21 protein-coding genes are annotated in these 23,055 nt (G+C 62.4%); 17 read left to right on the top strand and 4 right to left on the bottom strand.

The genetic code is table 11. The features are described 5' to 3' along the window. The first annotated feature begins 169 nt into the window (after nt 1-169). The 15 genes from U5760_RS19230 (at nt 170) to U5760_RS19160 (ending at nt 17,441) form a co-directional block, all read left to right on the top strand. Nucleotides 170-1,051, top strand: a complete 882-nt coding sequence (locus U5760_RS19230) for an NmrA family NAD(P)-binding protein (protein ID WP_322013872.1) — start codon at nt 170-172, stop codon at nt 1,049-1,051. 38 nt (nt 1,052-1,089) lie between these two features. Further along, entirely contained in the window at nt 1,090-1,767 is a 678-nt protein-coding gene (locus tag U5760_RS19225; protein ID WP_322013871.1) for a type 1 glutamine amidotransferase domain-containing protein, read from the top strand. After that, the gene (locus U5760_RS19220; protein ID WP_322013870.1) at nt 1,764-2,480 is read left to right on the top strand and encodes an SDR family oxidoreductase; all 717 of its coding nucleotides are present in this window, start codon (nt 1,764-1,766) and stop codon (nt 2,478-2,480) included. Before U5760_RS19225 ends, U5760_RS19220 begins: the two co-directional genes overlap by 4 nt. Nucleotides 2,481-2,545: 65 nt before the next feature. Next, nucleotides 2,546-3,199 (top strand): SRPBCC family protein, encoded by a 654-nt coding sequence (locus tag U5760_RS19215; RefSeq protein WP_322013869.1) that lies wholly within the window; start codon nt 2,546-2,548, stop codon nt 3,197-3,199. A gap of 65 nt (nt 3,200-3,264) precedes the next feature. After that, entirely contained in the window at nt 3,265-4,248 is a 984-nt protein-coding gene (locus tag U5760_RS19210; protein WP_322013868.1) for an aldo/keto reductase, read from the top strand. 266 nt (nt 4,249-4,514) lie between these two features. Beyond that, complete coding sequence (locus tag U5760_RS19205; protein ID WP_322013867.1) at nt 4,515-5,195, top strand: TetR/AcrR family transcriptional regulator; 681 nt, start codon at nt 4,515-4,517, stop codon at nt 5,193-5,195. A gap of 225 nt (nt 5,196-5,420) precedes the next feature. Further along, a complete protein-coding gene (locus U5760_RS19200) occupies nt 5,421-6,290 on the top strand; it encodes an amidohydrolase family protein (RefSeq protein ID WP_322013866.1) in 870 nt (289 codons plus the stop codon). Next, nucleotides 6,281-7,042: an SDR family oxidoreductase gene (locus U5760_RS19195; RefSeq protein WP_322013865.1), complete on the top strand. Its 762-nt coding sequence runs from the start codon at nt 6,281-6,283 to the stop codon at nt 7,040-7,042. Before U5760_RS19200 ends, U5760_RS19195 begins: the two co-directional genes overlap by 10 nt. Nucleotides 7,043-7,047: 5 nt before the next feature. Continuing rightward, nucleotides 7,048-8,703: a class I adenylate-forming enzyme family protein gene (locus U5760_RS19190; RefSeq protein WP_322013864.1), complete on the top strand. Its 1,656-nt coding sequence runs from the start codon at nt 7,048-7,050 to the stop codon at nt 8,701-8,703. After that, nucleotides 8,700-10,424, top strand: coding sequence for a GMC family oxidoreductase (locus U5760_RS19185; protein ID WP_322013863.1), 1,725 nt, complete (start codon nt 8,700-8,702; stop codon nt 10,422-10,424). Before U5760_RS19190 ends, U5760_RS19185 begins: the two co-directional genes overlap by 4 nt. A gap of 10 nt (nt 10,425-10,434) precedes the next feature. After that, nucleotides 10,435-11,889, top strand: coding sequence for an NAD-dependent succinate-semialdehyde dehydrogenase (locus tag U5760_RS19180; protein WP_322013862.1), 1,455 nt, complete (start codon nt 10,435-10,437; stop codon nt 11,887-11,889). A gap of 30 nt (nt 11,890-11,919) precedes the next feature. After that, complete coding sequence (locus tag U5760_RS19175; protein WP_322013861.1) at nt 11,920-13,302, top strand: MFS transporter; 1,383 nt, start codon at nt 11,920-11,922, stop codon at nt 13,300-13,302. 102 nt (nt 13,303-13,404) lie between these two features. After that, a complete protein-coding gene (locus tag U5760_RS19170) occupies nt 13,405-14,406 on the top strand; it encodes an AAA family ATPase (RefSeq protein ID WP_322013860.1) in 1,002 nt (333 codons plus the stop codon). A gap of 2 nt (nt 14,407-14,408) precedes the next feature. Continuing rightward, nucleotides 14,409-16,196 (top strand): cobaltochelatase CobT-related protein, encoded by a 1,788-nt coding sequence (locus U5760_RS19165; RefSeq protein ID WP_322013859.1) that lies wholly within the window; start codon nt 14,409-14,411, stop codon nt 16,194-16,196. A 108-nt stretch (nt 16,197-16,304) separates the two neighbouring features. After that, nucleotides 16,305-17,441 carry a porin gene (locus U5760_RS19160; RefSeq protein ID WP_322013858.1) on the top strand — a complete coding sequence of 379 codons (1,137 nt, stop codon included), beginning with the start codon at nt 16,305-16,307 and terminating at the stop codon, nt 17,439-17,441. A gap of 66 nt (nt 17,442-17,507) precedes the next feature. Here the strand turns inward: U5760_RS19160 and U5760_RS19155 are convergent, their stop codons facing one another. From U5760_RS19155 to U5760_RS19140, 4 genes are all read right to left on the bottom strand, one after another. Then, nucleotides 17,508-18,122, bottom strand: coding sequence for a hypothetical protein (locus U5760_RS19155; RefSeq protein WP_322013857.1), 615 nt, complete (start codon nt 18,120-18,122; stop codon nt 17,508-17,510). Nucleotides 18,123-18,168: 46 nt separating this feature from the next. Further along, nucleotides 18,169-18,960, bottom strand: a complete 792-nt coding sequence (locus U5760_RS19150) for a molybdopterin-dependent oxidoreductase (protein WP_322013856.1) — start codon at nt 18,958-18,960, stop codon at nt 18,169-18,171. Nucleotides 18,961-18,962: 2 nt separating this feature from the next. After that, nucleotides 18,963-19,544 carry a cytochrome b/b6 domain-containing protein gene (locus U5760_RS19145; RefSeq protein WP_322013855.1) on the bottom strand — a complete coding sequence of 194 codons (582 nt, stop codon included), beginning with the start codon at nt 19,542-19,544 and terminating at the stop codon, nt 18,963-18,965. A 372-nt stretch (nt 19,545-19,916) separates the two neighbouring features. After that, nucleotides 19,917-20,339 carry a hypothetical protein gene (locus U5760_RS19140; protein ID WP_322013854.1) on the bottom strand — a complete coding sequence of 141 codons (423 nt, stop codon included), beginning with the start codon at nt 20,337-20,339 and terminating at the stop codon, nt 19,917-19,919. A gap of 200 nt (nt 20,340-20,539) precedes the next feature. Here U5760_RS19140 and U5760_RS19135 point away from each other — a divergent pair, with 200 nt between their 5' ends. Together U5760_RS19135 and U5760_RS19130 are read left to right on the top strand one after the other, a co-directional pair. After that, complete coding sequence (locus U5760_RS19135; RefSeq protein WP_322013853.1) at nt 20,540-21,877, top strand: cation:proton antiporter; 1,338 nt, start codon at nt 20,540-20,542, stop codon at nt 21,875-21,877. 88 nt (nt 21,878-21,965) lie between these two features. Then, on the top strand, nt 21,966-23,036 hold the full coding sequence (locus U5760_RS19130; RefSeq protein ID WP_322013852.1) for a hypothetical protein: 1,071 nt from the start codon (nt 21,966-21,968) through the stop codon (nt 23,034-23,036). Nucleotides 23,037-23,055: the final 19 nt, after the last annotated feature.

Genomic DNA, 23,055 nt, shown 5'->3' with positions numbered 1-23,055 from the left:
GCGTTGCGTCTGGTGGCGGCAACCGCGATGTCCTCATCGCCGGCCCGACACTATCAAGTGATTCAAAAAAGTCTTTTTATCCCAGCCATCTTTATCTGGTGCGTCGTGGGCGGTGCAATCGCTCACAGCTCGGACAGTTGAGATGGTCCATCATCCAGGAGCCCAATTCATGGGAACTTACACGCTAATCGGAGCGACCGGAAATGTCGGCTCGCTTGCCGCCGCAAGGCTGCTGGCGGCCGGGCAGACGGTGCGCCCGTATCTGCGCAATGAGGCTCACGCGCAGCATTGGCGCGAGCGCGGCGCGCAGCCGTTCGTCGGCGATCTCTACGATACCGGTGCGCTGGTCGAAGCTTTTTCCGGTGCCGATGCCGCGTATCTGATGACGCCCACGTGGTTCACGGCGGACGACATGTTCGTTGAAAACGAGCGGGCGCTCGACGCGCTAAGCGAAGCCGTAAGCCGGGCGCATCTGCAGCGTGTCGTGCTGCTGTCGTCGATTGGCGCACACCGCCCGCACGGCACCGGCGCCATTCTCAAGCTGCATGCCATGGAGCGACGCTTTGCCCGTCTGCCCCATGTCACTTCGATTCGCGCAGGCTGGTTCATGGAGAACTACGCAGGGCTCGTTGCGCGCGTGGCTGAAACGGGCGTCCTGCCAAGCATGCTGTCCCCGCTCGACATGCCGGTTCCGATGGTCGCGACCGCCGACGTGGGCGCTGCAGTGGCCGGCGCGCTGACGTCCGTCTGGAGTGGCCAGCGTGTGGTCGAACTCGAAGGGCCGCGCCGCTATTCGCCGGACGATGTTGCCGCGACGCTGGCGAAGGTGCTGGGGCGAGCAGTGCAGGCGCAGGTGCTGCCCGAGACGCAGTGGCGCGACACGTGGACCGCGTGGGGGCTCACACAGGCTTCGGCAAGTGCGATGTCCGAGATGCTGCGGGGTTTCAACGAAGGATGGATTACGTTCGAGCGCCCCCAAGCCGAAACGACCCCGGGCGGTACGTCACTCGAAAGCGTGCTCGCCGGGCTGGTTGCCCGGGCGCCGCAATAGCCTCTGGTTTATCGCAATCTTGCAAGGAGAGCACTACGATGAAGATCCTGATCGTTCTCAGTTCGACCAGCCAGATTCCGGGCTCGGATCGCCGGACCGGCACGTGGCTTGAAGAACTGGCCGGCCCGTACTATACGTTCCAGCACGCAGGCGCGCTGGTTACGCTCGCGTCTGCCCAGGGCGGCGCCGCACCCATCGATCCCGCGAGTCTCGATGATTTTGCACAGACCGAAGCCACGCGTCGCTTCCTCGCGGATGACGACGCGCAACAGGCGCTCGCCAGCACGGTTGCGCTTGCAACGATACAGTGGGGCGACTACGACGCCGTGTTCTATAGCGGCGGACTCGGACCGGTTTTCGACCTCGCGGAGGACGCAACGTCGATCGGCCTGATCGAGCAGATGAACAAGGCCGGGCGTCCGGTGGCCGCGGTCTGCCACGGCGTGGCGGTGCTGCGCGGCGTGGTGGGCGCAAATGGCAAGCCGTTTGTCGATGGCCGTGCTGTCACCGGCTTCTCCAATAGCGAAGAGGCCGCGGCGCACGGCACGGGCGTCGTGCCGTTTCTGATCGAAGACGAGATGCGCCGCCTGGGCGGTCGCTATACGAGTGCTGCCGACTGGCATGCCTATGTCGTCGTGGATGGCACGCTTGTGACGGGGCAGAATCCTGCTTCTTCGGTGGGTGCCGCGCAGCGCGTGCTGGAGTTGCTGCAATGAATGCGATTGCGGGGCAGCGATTGCTCGTGATCGGCGGGAGTTCGGGGATCGGGCTCGCCACCGCGCGGCGCGCCGCAGCCGAAGGCGCCCAGGTAACGATCGCCTCCCGGTCCGGGGAGCGGCTGCGAAGCGCCCTGGCCGATTTGCCGGAGGGCGTGCGCGCAGCGCAACTGGACGTGCTCGACGAAGCGGCTGTCGAGCGCTATTTCGACGACGAAGCCGAATGGGATCACGTAGTGGTTTCGGGGGCCGAAACGCCAATGGGCGCGGTGCGGGTGCTACCACTCGACGCGGCGGAACTCGCCATGCGCAGCAAGTTCTGGGGAGCCTATTTCGTCGCACGCGCGGCGAAGATCCCTCGTCATGGCTCGCTTACGCTGGTTTCCGGGATCCTGAGCACGCGCCCCCGTCCCGCTACCGGGCTGCAGTCGGCCATCAATGCGGCACTCGAATCGCTCGGGCGCGGTCTCGCACTGGAACTGGCTCCGGTTCGCGTCAATACCGTGTCGCCAGGCATCATCGCCACGCCACTCTGGGACGCCATGGATCCTGCGGAGCGTGAGGCGATGTACGCGCGCCAGACTCATCGTTTGCCGGTAGGCCGGGTCGGCACGCCGGAAGACGTCGCGGCCGCGATCCTGTTCGTGTCGAGCAACGGCTTTGCGACGGGTACCACGGTCCACGTGGATGGCGGCGGTCTTGTTGCTGTCTGAGACGTTGCCGCGAAGCGGGGATATTGATTCGCTTTGCTAACGAATACGTTTGCCAGGAGTCGCTCATGCATTTCATGCCCACCTTCTTCGACCGCTTTCTCGAGCTTGTCGCTTCTGCAATGTCTCGTATACGTGACCGACGTTCGTCGAGACGTCGCGACGTTGTGTTTTCAGGGGCATTGGCTGTTGCATCGCTGGCGTTCATGACGTCCGCGTCCGCCGACCAGGTCGATCAGGATCTGGCCCGGCGCTCGCCCCAGATTCACTGGCCCGGCACGCCCAATCCCGAGGTGGCGGATGTGTTCTCTCACAACGAGATCGAGATCCATGCGGCGTGCGATGCGGTGTGGGCCCATCTTGTCGACGCATCGCGGTGGCCGTCGTGGTATCCGAACTCCCACAACGTGAAGATTGCGGGCGGAGCATCGCAGCTCGGACCGCATACTCATTTCACGTGGGAAACGTTCGGCGTTCACATTCGCAGTACCGTCGCCGAGTACGTGCCGGGGTCGAGGCTCGGCTGGTTCGGCAACGGGCCGCAGGTCGCGGCCTATCACACGTGGTGGCTCGTGCCGGATGGGCCGTCGTGTCACGTCGTGACGGAGGAGGCGACTAAAGGACCCGGGGCCGTTGCAAGCCGCCAGTCGGATCCCGCCGGCCTGCACGACGGACATGAGCTATGGGTTACGCGCCTGAAAAAGCTGTCCGAGGGCGGGTGAGCGCTTCGCCACCTCCTGCCGGCAGGCACGATTCGCATTTTTCAATCGACAAAGGACAGGCTGCAATGGATCAACGAAAACTCGGCGCCGTCGGCCCCACGGTGTCGTCGCTCGGCCTCGGTTGCATGGGGATGTCGACGTTCTACGCGGGGCGCGACGACGCGGAATCGGTTCGCACCGTTCATCGAGCCGTGGAACTCGGTGTCACGCTATTCGATACCGCCGATATGTATGGTGACGGCGAGAACGAAAGACTGCTGGGCCGCGCGCTTGCACCCTTGCGTTCGCGCGTGCTCATCGCGACGAAATTCGGACAGACGCGTGCCGCTGACGGCACGCCTGCTGTTGACGGTCGTCCCGAATACGTCCGGGCCGCATGCGAAGCGAGCCTCAAGCGGCTCGACATCGATGTGATCGACCTCTACTACCAGCACCGTGTCGACCCGAAGGTGCCGATCGAGGAGACAGTGGGTGCCATGAGCGATCTGGTCAACGACGGCAAGGTGCGTTTCATCGGGCTTTCGGAGGCCGCGCCGGCCACGGTGCGACGTGCGCACGCCGTGCATCCGCTCGCCGCGGTGCAGACCGAATATTCGCTCTGGAGCCGTGATCCGGAAGCCGTGCTGTTGCCGACGCTACGCGAACTGGGAATTGGCTTTGTGCCTTATAGTCCGCTTGGGCGCGGATTCCTGACCGGCAGCTTCGACTCGGCGGCCGACGTGCCCAACGACGACATCCGGCGCACGATGCCGCGTTTTCAGCCCGGAAATTTCGAGCACAATCGGGCGCTTGTGGAACTCATCGCGTCGTGGGCTAAGCGCAAGTCGTGTACGCCGGGGCAACTCGCGCTTGCATGGGTACTCGCGCAGGGTGACGATGTCGTTCCCATTCCGGGCACGAAACGGCGTGCATACCTGGAAGAAAACATCGCGGCGAAACAGGTCGTGCTCACGCGCGCCGAGGCCGACGAAATCTCCGCGCTCCTGCCGCCCGGAAGTGCACAAGGCTTGCGCTATCCCGCAGCAATCATGGGTAAGGTCGATCTCTGATCGGCATGAGGCGAGGCACAAAGGGCCCTGCGAGCGGCGTCGCTCTGTTGTACCGCCGCCGACCCGCTCGCGCCATGTCGGGCGAGGAGCCCGTTCGAGGTTTTTGAGGTTCTGGAAAAGGAGGAAACGGGGTCCGCGGTATCCCTGTGCGTCAGCCTGGCTACAATCGAGCCTGGAAACGACGGTTCGACGTCCCGCTGCGCGATGCGACGCAGTGGCACGCGGGCGAGCGTCGAGAGACACGAACAGGGTTGAGGTGCCACCGGATGAAAGTTCAGGACGCAAATGTGAGAAACGCCGAGCTGGTTGCGGAGCGTCGTGCCGCGATCGTCAAGGCCGCCGTGCGGGTATTCAGCGAAAGGGGATTTCAGGCCGCACGCACGCGTGATGTCGGCATCGCTGCGAATCTCACGCAGGGGACGCTCTACAACTACGTGCGCTCCAAGGAGGATCTGCTTTACCTGATCTGCGACGAACTGGTTTGCGCGCGAATGGCCGGCCTCGAAGCGGCACTTCGTGAGGTGGACGACCCGAAAGAACGGCTCGTGCGCGCCGTGCGCGCCAATATCCAGACTTCGATTGACTATCCCGAGCACACGCTGCTGGTATTTCGCGAGAATCACGGCCTGCCTCCTGAGGCACGCGACGCCATTCGCCATCGCATTGGCGAACACATCGAGCAGACGAAGCAGTTGTTGCTTGATGCAACTGAGGCGGGCTATTGCCGGTTCGAAAATGCACATATAGCCGCAAATATCTGCACGTTTTTGCCCTCGATGATCCCGCTAAGACAGTGGAGTCTCGATGGCGCGGTCGGTCAGGATGAACTGGTGGAGGGTGTGCTCAAAGCCACCTTGCGGTCGGTGGGATGCGATCCAGACGACGAAGGGCGGCCGGCGCGGACAAGCCGCAGCCGCACGAAGCCGCACCGTCTGGAAGGCCGCTGATATCGCATGCGCCGGGGCGTCTTCACGACCGCGCGCAGCACGTTGATCCTGACCAGCGGGCCTGCAGGGCCGCCGGTCATGGCGCTACCTCGGCGAGGCGCCGGGTAAACACCAGGCAGCTTCAAATGCTTTTTGATTGACCAACGACCGTTCCAGGACTAATCTAAAAATGTGACTGACTGACTAGTCAGTCAGAAAGACAAACCGGATTGTTTCGGAGACACCGTGAAAATCATCGATCTTCATTCCCACTGGGGCACCGCCCGTGGGTATCCCCTCAGGCGCAAGGAAACCCTCGAGCTGCAAAAGCGCAACTGGAACAGCACACCGTCGTACATGACGGAAGCGGAAATGGCCGAATACTTCGTCGCGCAGAACGTGCAAACGGTGCTCGATTTCGGCTTCAGCAAATTCGCGAGCCTCTCCGAACTGCGCGAGCTTCACGACTACGCTTTCGAGGTCCAGCGCCGTTACCCGGAGGCAATCCTCGGTCACTGGGTGCATACGGACCCGTCATTGGGCGAAGCAGCGCTGGATGAGCTGGTGCGTTGTATCGAGCTTGCGCCGCGCTTCATCGGCCTGGCGGTGAACGGCTCGGGCGGTGCGCCGGCGAGCGACGCATCTTACGAGCCGCTTTATCAGCTTTGCATCCAGCGCAATATTCCCGTACTTATTTTTATTGGTACTACTAATCAGGGGTCGGGGCTGCCGGGCGGCGGAGGGGTGTTGCTCGATCATTGCCACCCGCGCCATCTCGATGCCGTGGCGGCACGCTTTCCGGATCTGCAGATCGTGGCGGGGCGTCCCGCCTGGCCCTGGCAGGCCGAAGCCAATGCCGTGCTCATCCACAAGAAGAACGTGTGGTACGAGCTGCATGGATGGTCGCCGAAATACCACACCCCCGAACTCAAGTACGAGATCACGCATCGGCTCAAGGATCGCGTGATGTTCGGCGCCGATTACCCGTTGCTCAGCTACGAGCGACTGGTCGGCGACTGGCATAACGAAGGTTACGACAACGAGACGCTCGAGCGCGTGTTCCACCGGAACGCCGAGGCGTTCCTGCGCAGTATGGGGAGGGAAGCATGGATTTGAATCTTGCGGGACAGGTTGCGATTGTGACCGGATCGAGCCAGGGGATCGGGCTCGGTATTGCCGAACGCTTTGCACGCGAGGGCGCGAAGATCGTCATGACGGGGCGCCGTGCCGATGCACTGGAAACAGCGGCCGAGCCGCTGCGGTCCCTGACCGAGGTGCTGACCGTTCCCTCCGATGTGCGCAAGGCCGAAGACACGAAGCGCGTCGTCGAAGCCACGGTGCGCAGGTTCGGCACCGTGCATGTGCTCGTCAACAATGACGGCGCGCCGCCACTCGGTCCCATCGAACAGTTCGACGACGATACGTGGGACGCCGCCGTCGAGCGCAACCTCATGAGCGTCGTCCGGATGGTGCGCGAGGTGGTGCCGTATATGCGAGAGCAGCGCAACGGCGCGATCGTGAACATTGCGGCGCTTTCGGCAATCCAGCCGATGGACGGCTTCGGTCTGTCTGTCGCGACGTGGGCCGGGCTGCTCGGTTATGCGAAATCGCTCGCCAACGAGATTGGCGTGCATGGTATTCGCATCAATACCATCTGCCCAGGCTACATCGATACGCCGCGCCTCCAGAAGTCGATGGCGCGCACGGGGCAGTCGGTCGACGAGCGTGCTGCGCAGACAGCGCTCAAACGGATCGGTCAGCCCGACGACATCGGTGCGATCACGGCATTTCTTGCGTCGCCGCTCGCGGGTTACGTGACGGGAACGGCTATTCAGGTCGACGGCGGAATGTTCCGCGGTGTGAGGTAAGCAGAATGAAGCGACTGTGGCACGACGGCGCGATTGCCGACTACTACGACCGCGGTTATTGGTCTTCGCACACGATCTATGAACGGTTTCTCGAGCGCGCCAATGAACATCCCGACAAGGAGGCATTGGTGGACCGGCATCGGCGAGTGACCTACGGCGCCCTGCGCGACGAGGTAGAACGCTGTGCGGCGGTCCTGCGCCGCCACGGCGTTCAGGCGGGCGATGTGGTGACGGTCCAGGTGCCGAACCAGATCGAATTCGCTACCGTGATGCTGGCGCTCGAACTCGTCGGTGCAATCGCGAACAACGTCAGTACGGATTACCGCAGTAACGAACTCGAATACATCCTCAACTTTTCGAAGAGCGCCGTGCATGTTTGTGCCGCTTCGTTCCGCGGACATGACTTCCTGCGCATGATGGCGAAACTGCGTGGGTGGGTGCCGTCCTTGAGGCTGATCGTCAGTGTCGGCGGCGAGGAGCTGATTGCCGAAAGTACGTCCGACGACGTCGTGAATGCGCTCGACGACGTGGTTTTTCTCAAGCAGGAACTGAAGGCGGTGGCACCGTTGTCTCCCGCCGAATGGACCCGGCCGCATCCCGACGATGTGATGCGTCTCGCCTTCACATCGGGCACGACCGGCGACCCCAAGGGTGTCATGCATTCGCACAACACCACGCTGTTTCCGGTGCTGACCATGAACCGCGGCATGCAGATCGACGCTCGATCGACGCAGATGATCTTTATGCCGGTTACCCTGAACACGGGCTATCTGGGTTTGCTGCAAACGCTCGTTGCGGGCGCGCGCGGAGTGCTTGTCGATCACTTCTCGGTGGAGGACGCACTGGGGACGATCGAGCGCGAGCGTATCAGCGCGTTCTCAACGCCGCCGGCCGCGCTCGTGATGATGCTCGAAGCGCCGGATCTCGATCGCTACGACCTCTCTTCGCTGCGCGTCATCAAAAGCGGCGGCGCGCCGGCCAGTCTGGAGTTGCTGCGTCAGATCCAGCACAAGCTCTCGGCGCGTCTTGTCGAATCGTATGGGATGCTCGAGACAGGCTTTCATTGCCATACGCGCGTCGAAGACGATCCGCTCGATGGTGTCGGAACGGTCGGTCGGCCCGTGGAAGGCATGCGTCTGTCGATTCGGAGCGCGGAGGGCAGGGAGGTTGCGGCGGGCGAGGAGGGCGAACTGTATGCGGCCGGCCCCGGCGTGCATCTGGGCTATATCGACAATGCCGCTGCCAACGAGGCCAGCTTCACGACCAACGGGTGGTTCTATACTGGCGACCTGGGGCGTCTCGACGCGAACGGGCGGCTTGTCATCAGCGGGCGCAAGAAGGAGATCATCAATCGTGCAGGCAAGAAGTATTTCCCGCGCGAAATCGAGGAGATCCTGCTCACCCATCCCAAGATTCTCGATGTGGCCATCGTGGGTCTGCCGGATAGCCGCACGGGCGAAAAGAACTGCGCCTGCGTGATTCCGCGCGACGGCACCGCACTCACGCTCGGCGAAATCGTGCGCTTTCTGGAAGATCGCGTCGCGCGCTACAAGCTTCCCGAGCAACTCGTGATCCGCGCCAGTTTTCCGCGCACGTCGACGGGCAAGGTCAAGCGGCCGGTGCTCGTCGAGGAGATCATGGTCGACGGGGCGCAGTCATGAGCACGTTGTCATCGGGCGCGTACGACTATGTCATCGTCGGCGGCGGCTCAGCCGGGTGCGTGCTGGCCAACAGGCTTTCCGCACGCAGCAGCAACCGCGTCCTGTTGCTCGAAGCCGGTGCCGACGTGGTGCCCGGCGCCGAGCCCGCAGACGTGCTTGACAGCTATCCGGGTTCGGCGTACCTCAACCGCTCGTACCTGTGGACGGGTTTGCGTGTCCGGACCGAGGCGGTGCCGCACAACCGCAAAGACGGTACGTTGCCGCGGTTGCGCCAGTACGAGCAGGCCCGCATTCTCGGCGGCGGTTCGTCGATCAACGGACAGTTCGCCAATCGCGGCGCGCCTACCGACTACGACGGCTGGGAGCAGCGCGGCGCCCATGGCTGGAGCTGGCGCGAAGTGCTGCCGTATTTTCGCAAGCTGGAGCGCGACCTCGACTTTTCCGGGCCGCTGCACGGCGATTCCGGTCCGATTGCCATCAGCCGCGTCATGCCGCAGCGCTGGCCCGAACATACGCGGGCGGTGGCGCGTGCCTTCGAGGCGGCGGGCTTTCCGTATATCGAGGATCAGAACGGCGCGTTCCACGATGGCTACTTCCCGATTGCGATCTCGAACCAGGGCGAGCAGCGTGTGTCCACGGCGACTGCCTATCTGACGCGCGAGGTACGCGCACGCGCCAATCTCGAGATTCGCACCAACGCGGTCGTTTCGCGGCTTCTCATGGATGGCGTGACGTGCCGTGGCGTCGAACTTGCGCACGGGGACAGGGTGGAGCGTATCGACGCTGGCGAGGTTATCGTCTCGGCCGGCGCGATTCATTCCCCGGCGCTGCTGATGCGCGCCGGCATCGGGCCGGCCGCTCATCTGCAGCAGCATGGCATTCCGGTTGCCGTCGCGCGCGCGGGTGTGGGGCGCGGTCTCATGGATCACCCGGCGGTTGCGCTCGGCTCGTATATCGAACCGGCGGCGCGGCTCAATGGCCAGACGCGCCGCCACATGCTGGTGGGCTTGCGTTATTCGTCGAATCACGCCGATAGCCTGCCTGGCGACATGTTCGTGTTCGGCGTGACGAAATCGGCCTGGCATCCCGTGGGCGATCAGATCGGCTCGCTGCTCGTTTTCGTCAACCAGACGTTGTCGGACTCGGGCTACGTCGAACTGAATTCAGCCGACTGGCGTCGCGAGCCCGATGTCCATTTCAACCTGCTCGCGGATCGACGCGATCTGGATCGTCTGGTCGATGGCTTTCGCCGGGTTGCCGCATTCCAGCTTTCCAGCGCACTCAGCGCCGTGACGCGCTCGCCGTTTCCGGCGAGCTACAACGAGAAGGTCCGCGAGGTCGGCCAGATTACCGCGTGGAATCGCTATCGCACCTGGCTCGCGAGCCGCGCGATCGACCTCCACCCGAAGCTGCGCGAGGCTGTTTTCGACCGCTTCGTCATGGGCGATTTCCGGCTCGATGAACTCATGAGCGACGATGCCGCTGCGCAGGCATTTGTGCGCTCGGAAAGCATCGGTTTGTGGCATGCCTCGTGTACCTGCCGGATGGGCGACGTACGCGACCCGATGGCGGTGACCGGCAGCGCGGGCGTCGTGCACGGCGCGCATCGGCTACGCGTGGTGGATGCCTCGATCTTTCCTGCCGTACCGCGCGCCAATACCAACATCCCAACCATCATGGCGGCCGAAAAGATCGCCGACCTGATTCTTGCAGGCTATTAGGAGCCGCATCATGAATGCCCCAGACAAGACCACGGTTTCCGCCTACCGCCCGCTTTCGCTGATCGACGGCGAATGGACCTCCGGTGGGGGCCCTGAAGAAGCGGTGACCAACCCGGTCGACCGGTCCGTGCTCGGCACCTTTGCGCACGTGACCGAAGACGACCTTGCACGCGCGGTGGCCGCGGCTTCTCGCGCGTTCGTATCGTGGCGGTCCATGCCGGTTCGCACGCGTGTGCAAATGCTCGAACGGGCCGCACAGTTGCTGCGCGAGCGCGGCGAAGACATCGCACGGACCATGACGCTCGAGCAGGGCAAGCCGATTGGCGAAGCGCGTTTCGAAGTCGAGCGTGCGGCCAATCTCGTTTCCTGGGACGCAGCTGAAGCCCAGCGGGCGTATGGTCGCGTGATTCCGATGGAGCCGGGTTTGCAGCACACCGTCGTGCGTCAGCCAATCGGTCCGGTGGCGTCGTTTACGCCCTGGAATTTTCCGCTCAGTTCCGTTATCCGCAAGGTGGCGGGTCCGCTTGCGGCCGGCTGCACCGTCGTGCTCAAGGCCTCCGAAGAGACGCCTGCTACCGCCTGCGCCGCCATTCGCTGCTTCACCGATGCAGGTGTTCCACCCGGTGTGATCAATCTCGTATTCGGTGTGCCTGCAACGATTTCTTCGTATCTCATCGCGCATCCGGCAATCCGTGCCGTGGCGTTCACGGGGTCCGTGCCGGTCGGGCGGCATATCGGCGCCCTCGCCGCACAGCACCTGAAGCCCGCGATTCTCGAGCTGGGCGGTCATGCGCCAGTCATCATCTGTGCAGATGCGGATATCGAAGATGCCTGCCTGAAGCTCGTTGCGGCGAAGTACTTCAATGCAGGGCAGGCGTGTATTTCACCGACCCGATTCCTGATCGAGGCACCGGTGTACGAGGCATTCAAGACACGGTTCGTCGAACTCGCGAGCAAGGTCACGCTCGGAAACGGACTTGAGCCGACGACGATGATGGGGCCGCTTGCGAACCAGCGTCGCATCGATGCGATTGTCGAACTGGTCGAAGATGCGAAGGCACGTGGTGCCGATGTGTTATGCGGCGGACGCGCCGGCGGTGCACAAGGAACATTCTTCGAGCCGACCGTCCTCGAGAACGTGCCTGAGGATGCGCGGATAGCCACCAGCGAACCATTCGGCCCCGTTGCGCTGTTGAGTCGATTCGAGAGGCTCGATGAGGCGATCACGCGTGCGAACAGCCTTCCCTATGGCCTGGCGGGTTATGCGTTCACGCGTTCGTCGCGTGCCGCCGCGCGGCTCACGGAGGAAGTCGAGTGCGGCATGCTGTCCATCAATCATCTCTGGACCGGGACGGCCGAGGCGCCATTCGGAGGGGTGAAGGACAGCGGCTACGGACGCGAGGGCGGCGAGGAAAGTCTCGACGGATATCTCGTCACACGGCTCGTCTCGCACCGCGCCGCTTGAGCGCAATTCAAAAAAATGGAGGAGACAGACATGACGCAGACACAATCGGGCACAGGTGCGGGCACACAGGCCAGTGCGGCTTTGTCGGCCCACGGCGGCCCACACGGCGGCCCACACGGCGGCGCCACCGAAAGCGCCAAGAAAAGTTCGCGCAACATGGCGCTCACCGTGGCGGCGGGCGCGGTCGGCTCGACGATCGAGTTCTTCGATTTCGGCATCTACTCGTTTCTCGCGACGATGCTGGCGGCGAGCTTCTTCCCGAAAGGCGATCCCACTGCGAACCTGCTATATACGTTTGCGGTATTCGGCGTGGCGTTCGTCGTTCGTCCGCTTGGCGGCATTGTGTTAGGACACCTTGGCGACCGGCACGGCCGGCGCTTCGTGCTTGCCCTGTCGGTTACGCTGATGGCGATCTCCACGGCGTTGATCGGTCTGCTGCCGACATACGGGCGCATCGGCGTGTGGGCGCCGCTGCTGCTCGTACTGTTGCGCTGCGTACAGGGCGCGTCTGCGGGTGGTGAAATTGGCAGTGCGGCGACCTATATCGCCGAGATGTCCAGCAATCGCCGCAGGGGTTTCCTGACGAGCACGACGCAGGTCGGTACGCTGTTCGGAACGATGCTTGCGTCGTTCACCGTTCTGATCGTCAGTACGTTGCTGAGCCGGGAGCAGATGACGGCCTGGGGCTGGCGTGTGCCTTTTCTCATCTCGTTTCCGCTGGGCATGATCGGCTTGCTGATTCGCTACCGGCTCGACGAGTCGGCGCAGTTTCTGCGAGCCGAACACTCGGGTCGAATTTCGCGTGTGCCGTTCCTCGCGGCTATTACGCAGTATCCGCGCTCGTTGCTGACGGTGTTCTGCATGTCGCTTGTCTCGTTCGCTTCTTATTATCTTGTCTTCACCTACCTGAGTGTTTATTTCGAACGCCAGGGCGTGATGTCGGTATCGGCGGCTTCGTGGAGCACGACGCTGGCCGTGCTGATCGCCGCGATCACGATACCGCTCTGGGGTGCGCTGACCGACATCGTCGGCCGCAAACCGGTGCTGATCGGTGCATGTGCAGGCAACGTTATCCTGCCTTATCCGGCCTTCGTCCTGATGGGACATTCGCCGACTGGCGCCGTGATCGCGCAGATCGTATTGGGGCAACTCGAAGCCGCCTATCTCGCGACGATACTCACCGCCTACTGCGAGATTTTCCCGTTGCGCGTGCGTCTGAGCGGACTCAACCTGGGCCACAACCTCGCAGCCCTCGTGGCGGGCGGCATGGCGCCGTACGTCGCGACCTGGTTGATCGCGCATTCGGGAACCCCGACGGCGCCTGCGTGGATCCTGATTGTGACGGGGTTTGTCTCGTTTCTCGCCACGCTGACTATTCGGGAAACGGCGGGTAGACCGTTGCCTTCCGACTGATTCCCGTCTGGCGATATCGCGTCCCGTGGAAAAGGCGCATGCAACAAGCTGCAATTTCACCACGACGCGCAACAGGGTACTTCCGGGTAGAGGGCCACCTTGATGAGTTCAGATAATCCCGTGCCGGGCTATCCCGATACGACCGCTTCGGTGCGTGACGTGTTCGGCCTCCCTTCGGACCAGCGTGTACCGGCATACCGCATTCGGAGCGAACTGGTCCCGGATGTGGATCCACACTATCGGTTTGACCGCGAGGCTACGCTCGCGATTCTGGCCGGATTTGGCCACGATCGTCGCGTGCTCGTTTGCGGTCCGCACGGCACCGGCAAGTCGACTCATATCGAGCAGGTCGCTGCGAGATTGAACTGGCCATGCCTGCGCGTCAATCTGGACTCTCATGTGAGCCGTTTCGACCTGATTGGCAAGGACGCGATTGTCGTGCGTGACGGTTTCCAGGTGACCGAGTTTCACGACGGCATTCTGCCGTGGGCCTACCAGCGTAATGTTGCCCTTGTGTTCGACGAGTACGACGCCGGACGTCCCGAAGTCATGTTTGCCATTCAGCGCGTGCTCGAAGCTGACGGGCGACTGACGCTGCCTGATCAGAGTCGCGTATTGCGCCCGCATCCGGGATTCCGGTTATTCGCAACGGCGAACACAGTCGGGCTCGGCGATACGAGCGGCCAGTATCACGGCACGCAGGCGGTCAACCAGGCACAGATGGACCGATGGTCAATTGCGGTATCGCTCGGCTACCCGGCTCGCGATGAGGAGATTGCGCTCGTGCTTGCGCGCGTCGAGGCGCTGCGGGAACGAGGCAGCCGCGAGATCGTGGAGAACATGGTTCACGTTGCTTCGCTGACCCGCACGGCCTTCGCCAACGGCGATCTGAGTACGGTGATGAGCCCCAGAACCGTCATCACGTGGGCGGAGAACGTGATGATTTTTGGTGACCCGGCAACGGCATTTCGCTTGTCATTCCTGAACCGCTGCGATGAACTCGAGAGATCGCTGGTCGCCGAGCTGTATCAGAGGGTGTTTGGACTGGACTTGCCGGAAAGTGCCGGAGCAATGGTGCTGGATGGAGAAGGACTGGACTCCTGATTATGTGCGCGGCGGAACGTTTAACCAGGTCCCGCTTCGTGACGAGGCGCGGGGCAGAACAGTGGGAACAGGCGCTCGAGAGCTGCACGCGCGCGCTGTGCGACGATCGGGCGCTTCGTATGGTGTTTGTTCCAGGAGGAGTGGGGGTGGACGCTGTCTCCCGTCGCGGGCCTGTACGTGTGCCGAAGCTGCCGATGTATCCCACGGCGGAACGACTGTCCGCCATTCGGGGATTTGCAGATGTGTGCGGGCTGTGGCGCCTCCACCATGACCCTGTTCTGCACGAGCAATGGGCTCCGCTTGCAGGCACTGCACGCACTGTATTCGACGAACTGGAAAGAATTCGTGTCGAGGCGCTGGGGGCGCGCACGCTCGCCGGTGTCGCTTTCAACCTCGAAGCGATGCACGCGGCGACAGGGGGTGGAGGGAGTCAGGAAGAGAACTATGGAGGAGATGACTCGCTTCGAATTGCGGACTGGATAGATTGCGTCAGAAACAGTTTGATTCCGGCCCGTTCACGCGGCGGCGGCGATTGGGGGGGAACGCTCGACGGGGGGCTGAGGCAGGCAGTGGATGAGCTGTCTAAACGGGTCGAGAGTCAACGTCTGTTTGCCGAATATTCACGGGATCTGATACGCGCCTTGTCTTTCGGGCGTGCGACTGACGATCGTCCAGGCGACGCGGGTGACCACGCGCGTAGCCACTTACTGGTACCGACTGTCGAGCCCGGCGCGTATTCGAGTGGATCCGAAGCGACGAGTCCAGCTGAAGCGGGTTCTCCCACTGCTGAAGGCGCGGATGTGCATGCCGATGCGGAATCGACTGACATGCGTTTCGTCGGGAAATATCGTTCATACACGACTGCCTGTGACGAAATTGTTCGACCATCGGACCTCGCCTCGACAGACGAACTTGCGGCGCTGCGCCTCGCGCTCGATAAGGTGGGGCACACCACACGCAACCGGGTTCGTCATTTCGGAGACAGACTGAAGCGCGCATTGTTGGCGCAGCAACGGACGACATGGGAGTCGGGGCACGACGAGGGGCTACTGGATCCGGCATATCTGACGCGTGTCGTGACAAGTCCAAATCGGCCGCCGCCGTTCAGGATAGAGCGCTGCATGGAAGCGCCCGACGCAGTGCTGACTGTGCTTATCGACCACTCCCACTCGATGCTGCCAGGCGCGTTGCCCCTGGTCGCGACGTGTGTGGACATTCTTGCGGTTGCGCTGGAACAGGCAGGCGTGAAGGTCGAGATACTCGGGTTCACCACGCGCACGTGGGATGGTGGCTACGCCCGGGAAAAATGGATTGCCGATGGAAGCCCCGCTGCCCCAGGTCGTCTCAATGAACTGCGCCACATCATCTACAAATCGGCAGACCAATCCTGGCGCCGTGCACGTGGTGGACTGGGATTGATGCTGCGCGACGATCTGCCGAAAGAAAACATCGATGGGGAGGCGTTGATGTGGGCGCATAGGCGGCTACTCGATCGGCCGGAGCGTCACCGGTTTCTGGTGGTAATCAGCGACGGTGTGCCGGCTGACGAGCCGACGCTGGCCGAAAATCCCGCCAACTATCTGGATCGGCATCTCATCCAGACAGTTGAAAGCATTGAGACAACCGGAGCGGTGGGGCTATTCGCAATCGGGATCGCGCATGATGTCAGTCGCTATTACCGAAATGCGGTGGCCATTGCGGATACGGGCGACATCGTGCGTGAACTCGCCGACAGATTCCCCGCCTGGATTTCGGCTTCCCGACGAATCAGGGGAGTAGCGGGCCGCTGATACGCCGGAAGATGAGAGGAATTCAGTAATTCAGGAGGATAAGAGCATTTTTATTAATTAGTAGTACAGAAATAAATGGTTGAAAAAACCTGCCTACAGGAGATAGCGATGAAGAGAGCAACAGTCGTATTGTGCGGTGTTTTCGTATCCACCCCGATCTGGGCGCAGAGTTCGGTGACACTGTATGGGGCAGTGGACGATGGCTTTACGTTCACGAACAACCAGGGCGGCAGCAAGAACTATCAGTTGTCCAATGGCGCTCTCGGCAGCAGCAAGTGGGGGATTCTGGTCAACGAGGATCTGGGCGGCGGCTTGCATACGGTTGCACGGCTTGAGAATGGCTTTGACATCAACAGCGGCGAGCTCGGTAACGATGGCCGCTTGTTCGGACGTCAGGCATACGTGGGACTGGGTGGAGGATTCGGTACGTTGACGTTGGGGCGTCAGTACGATCTGGTCGCCGATGCGCTGATGCCGATGGCGGCCACCTTGAAGTTTGCCGGAACGTTGGCGACTCACGCAGCCGATGTGGACAATATTTGGGGCGATTATCCGCTTAGCAACGTCATTAAATACAATTCGCCGGTCATCCACGGTTTCAAGGCGAGTGGTCTTTTCAGTCTCGGTGGGGTAGCGGGGGCATTTTCTGACAATCGCACAGAAGCCGTGAGTCTGGGCTATTCGGATAGTGCACTGGCGGCGAGCGCGGTATTTTCGCGTATCAACAATCCTGCCACGGCGCTGTACTACGCAAGCTCGATACCGCAGAGCGGATCGACGTTCAGTAACCCGATTACCAATCCGACTTTTAGTGGCTATGTTTCGGCGCGTACGTTGCAGACGGCAGGAGCCGGTCTGAACTACAAGCTGGGCGGCGCGACAATTGGCGCGGTATATACGAACGTCCGGTTCGAGGACGTGGTTCCGACGTCGTCTACGCCATTCTCGGGAACGGCATCCTTCAACAACTACGAAATCAACGGCACGTACCTGTTTACTCCAGCATTGACGGTAGGCGTGGGATACACCTATACCAAGGCGGAGACCGCGAAGTACAACCAGATCAACTTCGGGACGGAATATCAGCTGTCCAAGAGGACGGGGCTATATGCAACCGCCGTATGGGAGCATGCGTCGGGTACCGACTCGACCGGCAAGCCCGCGACTGCGGCGCTCGCGTTCATCACGCCGTCGAGCACGCCGAATCAGGTGGCGGTGAGGGTCGGCGTGCGGCACGTGTTCTAGAACGCGCGATCCGGAGCGAGGGAAATGGACGTGTCACCGGCGGCCACGCCAGTGACACGTCGGCACTTACATCGGCGGAGCGACGCCGTCCTTTTCAACGACCAGCCGCTGCGCGACAAATCCGCCTTGCGCTCCCGGCGTCGCGACCACGAAGACTTTCTTGCCCGGTGTCAGGTCGCTGCGCGTGGCCGGCGTGAAGGTCACAATCGGTACGTTCGTCGGGACGGTGACCTCGTTGCTTCCGCCTTTATACGACAGCTTCAGATTTCGGCCGTCCGTACCTTGTACGACTGTATCGACATTGGCGTTTGTCATCGTGCTGTTAGGACCGAGATCCCAGGCGTAGTGGCCTTCGCCCGTGCCGCGAGCCGCTTCGGGGAAGACAACGACTTCGGTTGCAGTGAGCTTTCCGCTGGTGTCGGTCGTCGCTGCGGTTCCCACGAAGGATCCGGGCTTGATATCGGATAGCTGCATGGCCTTGACCGCCGACACGGTGGCGCTCGGCTGAAGCTGAATAGAGACCGTGTCGCCGCTGCGGCGATGTACCGTGAGGACGTCGCCGGTCAGCGAGACGATCTCGCCGCGCACGCGCGTCGGCTTGGCCGTCGGCGTTTGGGCGAAGACGCCGCCGGCGAACGCCAGTCCGGCCAGAAATGCTGCGATCTTGACGTGAGAAGACATATTGGCTCCGTATAGCGAGGTTGAGGTGCGGGTGAATCAATGGACGTCATGAACCGCCAAACCAGTTGTAGCCCTGGTTTTCCCAGTAACCACCGGGATAGTCGTTGGTTATGCTGATCGCAACGATGTGCTTGGGATTCTTGTAGCCGAGCTTGGTCGGCATACGCAGCTTCATGGGGAAGCCGTATTTCGGCGGCAGTACGTCACCGTCGTAGGTCAGCGTGAGCAGCGTCTGCGCGTGCAATGCAGTCGGCATGTCGATGCTGGTCCAGTAGTTGTCTGCGCAATGCAGTGCAACGTATTTTGCTGTGAGGTCGGCGCCGGCGCGTTTGAGGAATTCGGCAAAGCGGACTCCGCCCCAATGACCAATTGCGCTCCAGCCTTCAATGCAGATGTGACGCGTGATCTGACTTTCCTGGGGCATTGCGCGCAATTCGTCGAGTGTCCATACGCGCTTGCCTTTCACGAGACCGCTCAGTTGAAGGCGGTAAGTGCCGGCATCGACTTCGGGCACGTCGTCGATATCGTAGTACGCGTTAAACGGGAACGGCCGCGTTATCATCGATTCGGGATACGTTGGCGCCATCTTGTTCGGGTCGAACAGCAGTGCCTGTACGTCGTCGTTGAAGAACGAAATGCGGCGCAGCATGGTATTGACCGACTTCTCGCTGGTCAGATCGCATCCGGACAGCAGTGCGAGACCGCCGAGAGACAAAATGCGCTGCCCGAGCAGCCGTCGAGCCGGACTCTTCAGCTCGCGATTCGCATCCTTGATGATCGACGCCGCATGTGACGTCAGGAGTTGCCCCGATTTTTTGTTCTTGCTGCGTAGAGTCATGGTCATCGTCCGCGAATCATCAGGAGAAGCGAGCGTGGCACTAGCGCAACCATGGCCAGATGCACGACAAAAAACGCCACAAGCAGGCTCATTCCGACGAAATGCACGATTCGCGCGTTGTCGTAGCCTCCCATCAGGGTACGCAGCAGCGGAAATTGCACCGACTTCCAGATCGCGAGTCCCGAGAGGATGATAACGGCGACGTCTGCAATGACGACGAGGTAGGCACACTTCTGCACCGCGTTGTATTGGGTGAGATCTTCGTGTCCGAGTTTGCCGCGCAATGCCGCACGCAGATCGGCCCAAAGCGCGCTGAACCGAACGGGAAACAGCTTCCGGCTCAGTCGTCCCGATCCGATGTTCATCCCAAGGTACACAAGGAAGTTCGCGACCAGCATCCACATGATCGCGAAATGCCATTGCAGGGCACCGCCAAGCCAGCCTCCTAGCGTGATCGCGGACGGAAACCGCAACGCCGGGAAAATCGGCGAGGCATCGTAGATCTGCCAGCCGCTTGTGACCATCAACACGACTGAAAACGCGTTGATCCAATGTGTAATACGAACCCATAAGGGTTGAACCATTGTGTGACTCAAAGCAGCCTCACGCGGGATGGGTTATCCGTTACAGCGGATAACCGGCCCTTTGTGCTTCGTTTATCCCGACGCGCGTCCATGGAAAGCGGCAACGCAACGACTCCTGGATGGCAAACGCAAACGGTGCGTGTCTATTCCGCCGCACGGTAAATATTTTTCTTACAAAGAACCGACGTGTGGCATGCACGTCGATCCGGCTTGCCGGAGCAGGTTAGGTGTCGGGGTATCTCACACGTTCGCGTCCCTCACCGCGTACCGGCGAGCGGCGCTGGCATGTCGCGATGCCTATGACGTCTCGGCGGTGGGCCTGACGTGGTCGGTCCGATCTGGAAATCCCGGCTTCAGTTGCCTTTGCCTTGTCTATCGGAACGGCCCGCACAGCCTGTCGATCGGCATCGCGACCAGCACGCTCGTGGTGAAAGCGAGACCCAGCGTGAACGCGACAGCGGCGGTCACGCTGCACCACGCCACGAAGCGGATTGAATCGCGTTTTGCGGGCGCGAGCGAGACGATCTGGCGCCAGGCGCGTCCCGTCGCGACCGCGAGCGCGAGGCAGATGGCGAAGGCGATCACCGAGGCGAGGGTCACGAGCCGCTCCACCGTGTCCCACTTCAGCGCATGGTGCTGGGCGATGCCACCTGCACAGGCCGTCGAAACCAGGTTGACGCACAGCAGCATGTACACGACCCAGACAAGCGGCGCGGCGAAGAGCGTGATCCAGACAATGAGACGTTGCCGCCGGGTGTCGCTCAAGCCGGCGGGAGGAGAGGCAGAGGCGTTCATGACGAACCTCCTGACCGCTGGGGCGCGGTAGATCAGGACCGCGAATGGAAGCGCAGAAATCGTGCCCGCTCCGAACCTCTCGACCCCATTCCCGGACGCTCACCTGAGGTGGGTACGAGCGTTGCATCGGCGATAAGTCGAGGCAATCGCGGCCAGCCGGCGCGATGTCATTCGATGGAAAGCGGAGGAGAAACCAGCCGATGGCGGAGGAAGCGTCGTGGTTCTTGCTGGTCGGCGTGATGCTGATGTTCATGGCGCTCGCGCGCGGGCCCATTGCCCGGTTGCCCCTCACGGGCGCGATGATCTATCTCGTGGTGGGCGTGGTCGTCGGGCCTGGCGTGCTCGGGCTCGTACACACCGATCTCGTGCAGAACGCGAGCACGCTTGCCGTGCTCGCCGAAGCGGGGCTCGTCGTCTCGTTGTTCTCGGTCGGCATGCATTTGCGCGTGCGGCTGCGCGACCGCTTGTGGCGGCTGCCCCTGCGCCTCGGCGTGCTCGCCATGGTGATCAGCGTTGCGCTGATGTTCGCGTTCGGCAGGGCGATGGGCGCGGCACCCGGCGTCGCGCTCTTTCTCGCCGCCACGCTCGCGCCCACCGATCCGGTGCTCGCCAACGAATTGCGTGTGCGCGAAGCTGGCGACGCGGAACCGGTGCGCTTCGCGCTCTCCGGCGAAGGCGGTCTCAACGACGGCGCCGCGTTGCCGTTCGCCTTGCTCGGTCTCGCGCTGTGCGGGCTGCGCGTGCCGGGCACGCAGAGTGTTGCAGCGTTCGTGTTCTGGCTGGCGTGGGGTTTTGCCGGGGCGTTGCTGATCGGCGCGCTGCTCGCCACGCTCTGCGTGCGGCTCGTGCTTCACCTGCGCACGCGTTATGGCGAAGCCGTGGGGCTGGACGGCTTCATCGCGATTGGTCTCATGTCGGTGACCTATGGCGTGGCGCTGCTGTTGCACGCGTATGCGTTCGTGGCCGTCTTCGCGGCAGGCGTAGCGCTGCGCCACGAAGAGCTGCGTGCAACCGGCGAGCGCCGCCCCGCCGAGGCGCTGGAGACGGTGCAACTGGGCGAGCGTGCCGAGGTCGCAAAGGATCCCGAGCGCGCCCACGCGCTGCTTGCCGAGAGCATGACGGGTTTCACGCTGGAGATCGAGCACTTCGCCGAGTTTTCCGTCCTGCTCGTCATCGGTTGCGTGATCTCTGCGCATTGGCGCGAGATGCTCGATCCGCGTGCGGTGTTGTTCGCGCTCGTACTGATATTCGTGGTGCGGCCGCTTTCCGTGCTGATTGCCATGACAGGCGCGCAGGCGGACCGGCAGCAGCGCCGCCTGATGGCGTGGATGGGCATACGCGGCGTGGGCGCGTTCTACTACGCGGTGTGGGGCATCGCTCTGGCCGGGGATGCGTTGCGGCCCGTGCTGCCTGCGGCGCTCGACGCGATTGCGATTTCCGTGCTGCTGCACGGTTCGACGGCAGGCGGCATGCTCGGGCGTTATTACCGCCGCAAGGAAGCGGAGAGTGCCGCAGTGCACGGGCATGTGCCGATATAGGCCGGCGGCGCTCGCCCGGGGCAGCCGGGGCACGTCTTTTGCTGTGCCGCGGCGAGTTCAACTCACGTGCGCGACTTATCCGACCATCATGGTTTCAAAAGCCACTGTTCTGTCCGTCCTGAGTGCTGCCTGTCTTGCTACCGCTTGCGTGCACATCGGCCCCACGCGGCTGCGTGCCGATCAGGTGGACTATTCGCGCGCGCTGGGCGACGCGAAAAAGCGTGAAATCCTGGCGACGATCGTGGGGCTGCGTTATGGCGATGCGCCTGCGTTTCTCACGGTCAGCTCGATCATCGCGGCTTACCAGTTCGATTCCACGGCGGGTGCGACCGGCAATGTTGGTTCGGGATCCGAACCGAATTATGCGCTTGCCACCGGCACGGTATCTTACGGCAATCACCCCACCTTCACGTTCGCACCCACTACCGGCGAAGCGTATGCCACGGCTTATATTCGCCCGCTTGCGCCGGAGCTCGTGCTGCCGCTCGCCGAAGGCGGAATACCGATCGACCTGTTGTTGCGCATGACGGCGCAGTCGATCGGCGGTCTGCAGAATGGCAGCGCGCTCGGCGGCGAGAACGCCGCCGGGGCTCCGGGCTTCTTCGAACTGCTGCAGGCGCTGCGGCGCCTGCAACTGGCCGGCGAGCTCAACGTGGAGTCCCGCAACGAGAAGGGCAAGAGCAGTGTGTATTTTGCAATCGGGGCGACCGAAGGGACCAAGCCGCCCGAGGTTGCGGCCGATCTCGCCCGCGTGCGTACGCTTTTGCATCTCGGGGCGAATACGCGGACCTATGAAGTAGTGTATGGCCCTTCCGCGCAGCGCGGCGATCGCATTCCCATCGTGACCCGTTCGGTGCTCGGCATTCTTACCGACCTGGGCGCGCAGGTGCAGGTGCCCGACGCCGACGTCAGCAGCGGTTCGACCAAGCCGACCGTAGGCTTGATCGGCGGCGAAACGCGTCCCACCATCATCGTCCATGCTGGCCCGAAGGCGGGTAAAAATGCCTATGTCGAGGTGGACTACGACGGCACGCAGTATTGGGTCGAACGCGACGACTTCGATTCGAAATACGCGTTCACGGTGCTGCAGAATCTGATGGCTCTCGCCGAATCCGATACGAGTGCGAAGGCGCCGGTCGTCACGATACCGGCCAATTGAAGCGTCGTGCGTGGTGATG

Origin of the sequence: Paraburkholderia sp. J12 (assembly GCF_905220215.1) — a bacterium.
Classification (GTDB): Bacteria; Pseudomonadota; Gammaproteobacteria; order Burkholderiales; family Burkholderiaceae; genus Paraburkholderia.
The sequence above is the reverse complement of the archived record's forward strand: the minus strand, read 5'-3'. Positions and strand labels throughout refer to the sequence as shown.

Coding starts and splice junctions, on each gene's coding strand:
- U5760_RS19215 (WP_322013869.1), top strand. CDS start 2,546: ATGCATTTCATGCCCACCTTCTTCGACCGCTTTCTCGAGCTTGTCGCT.
- U5760_RS19130 (WP_322013852.1), top strand. CDS start 21,966: ATGGTTTCAAAAGCCACTGTTCTGTCCGTCCTGAGTGCTGCCTGTCTT.
- U5760_RS19210 (WP_322013868.1), top strand. CDS start 3,265: ATGGATCAACGAAAACTCGGCGCCGTCGGCCCCACGGTGTCGTCGCTC.
- U5760_RS19180 (WP_322013862.1), top strand. CDS start 10,435: ATGAATGCCCCAGACAAGACCACGGTTTCCGCCTACCGCCCGCTTTCG.
- U5760_RS19155 (WP_322013857.1), bottom strand. CDS start 18,122: ATGTCTTCTCACGTCAAGATCGCAGCATTTCTGGCCGGACTGGCGTTC.
- U5760_RS19225 (WP_322013871.1), top strand. CDS start 1,090: ATGAAGATCCTGATCGTTCTCAGTTCGACCAGCCAGATTCCGGGCTCG.
- U5760_RS19185 (WP_322013863.1), top strand. CDS start 8,700: ATGAGCACGTTGTCATCGGGCGCGTACGACTATGTCATCGTCGGCGGC.
- U5760_RS19190 (WP_322013864.1), top strand. CDS start 7,048: ATGAAGCGACTGTGGCACGACGGCGCGATTGCCGACTACTACGACCGC.
- U5760_RS19160 (WP_322013858.1), top strand. CDS start 16,305: ATGAAGAGAGCAACAGTCGTATTGTGCGGTGTTTTCGTATCCACCCCG.
- U5760_RS19165 (WP_322013859.1), top strand. CDS start 14,409: ATGTGCGCGGCGGAACGTTTAACCAGGTCCCGCTTCGTGACGAGGCGC.
- U5760_RS19140 (WP_322013854.1), bottom strand. CDS start 20,339: ATGAACGCCTCTGCCTCTCCTCCCGCCGGCTTGAGCGACACCCGGCGG.
- U5760_RS19170 (WP_322013860.1), top strand. CDS start 13,405: ATGAGTTCAGATAATCCCGTGCCGGGCTATCCCGATACGACCGCTTCG.
- U5760_RS19135 (WP_322013853.1), top strand. CDS start 20,540: ATGGCGGAGGAAGCGTCGTGGTTCTTGCTGGTCGGCGTGATGCTGATG.
- U5760_RS19150 (WP_322013856.1), bottom strand. CDS start 18,960: ATGACTCTACGCAGCAAGAACAAAAAATCGGGGCAACTCCTGACGTCA.
- U5760_RS19195 (WP_322013865.1), top strand. CDS start 6,281: ATGGATTTGAATCTTGCGGGACAGGTTGCGATTGTGACCGGATCGAGC.
- U5760_RS19145 (WP_322013855.1), bottom strand. CDS start 19,544: ATGGTTCAACCCTTATGGGTTCGTATTACACATTGGATCAACGCGTTT.
- U5760_RS19205 (WP_322013867.1), top strand. CDS start 4,515: ATGAAAGTTCAGGACGCAAATGTGAGAAACGCCGAGCTGGTTGCGGAG.
- U5760_RS19220 (WP_322013870.1), top strand. CDS start 1,764: ATGAATGCGATTGCGGGGCAGCGATTGCTCGTGATCGGCGGGAGTTCG.
- U5760_RS19230 (WP_322013872.1), top strand. CDS start 170: ATGGGAACTTACACGCTAATCGGAGCGACCGGAAATGTCGGCTCGCTT.
- U5760_RS19175 (WP_322013861.1), top strand. CDS start 11,920: ATGACGCAGACACAATCGGGCACAGGTGCGGGCACACAGGCCAGTGCG.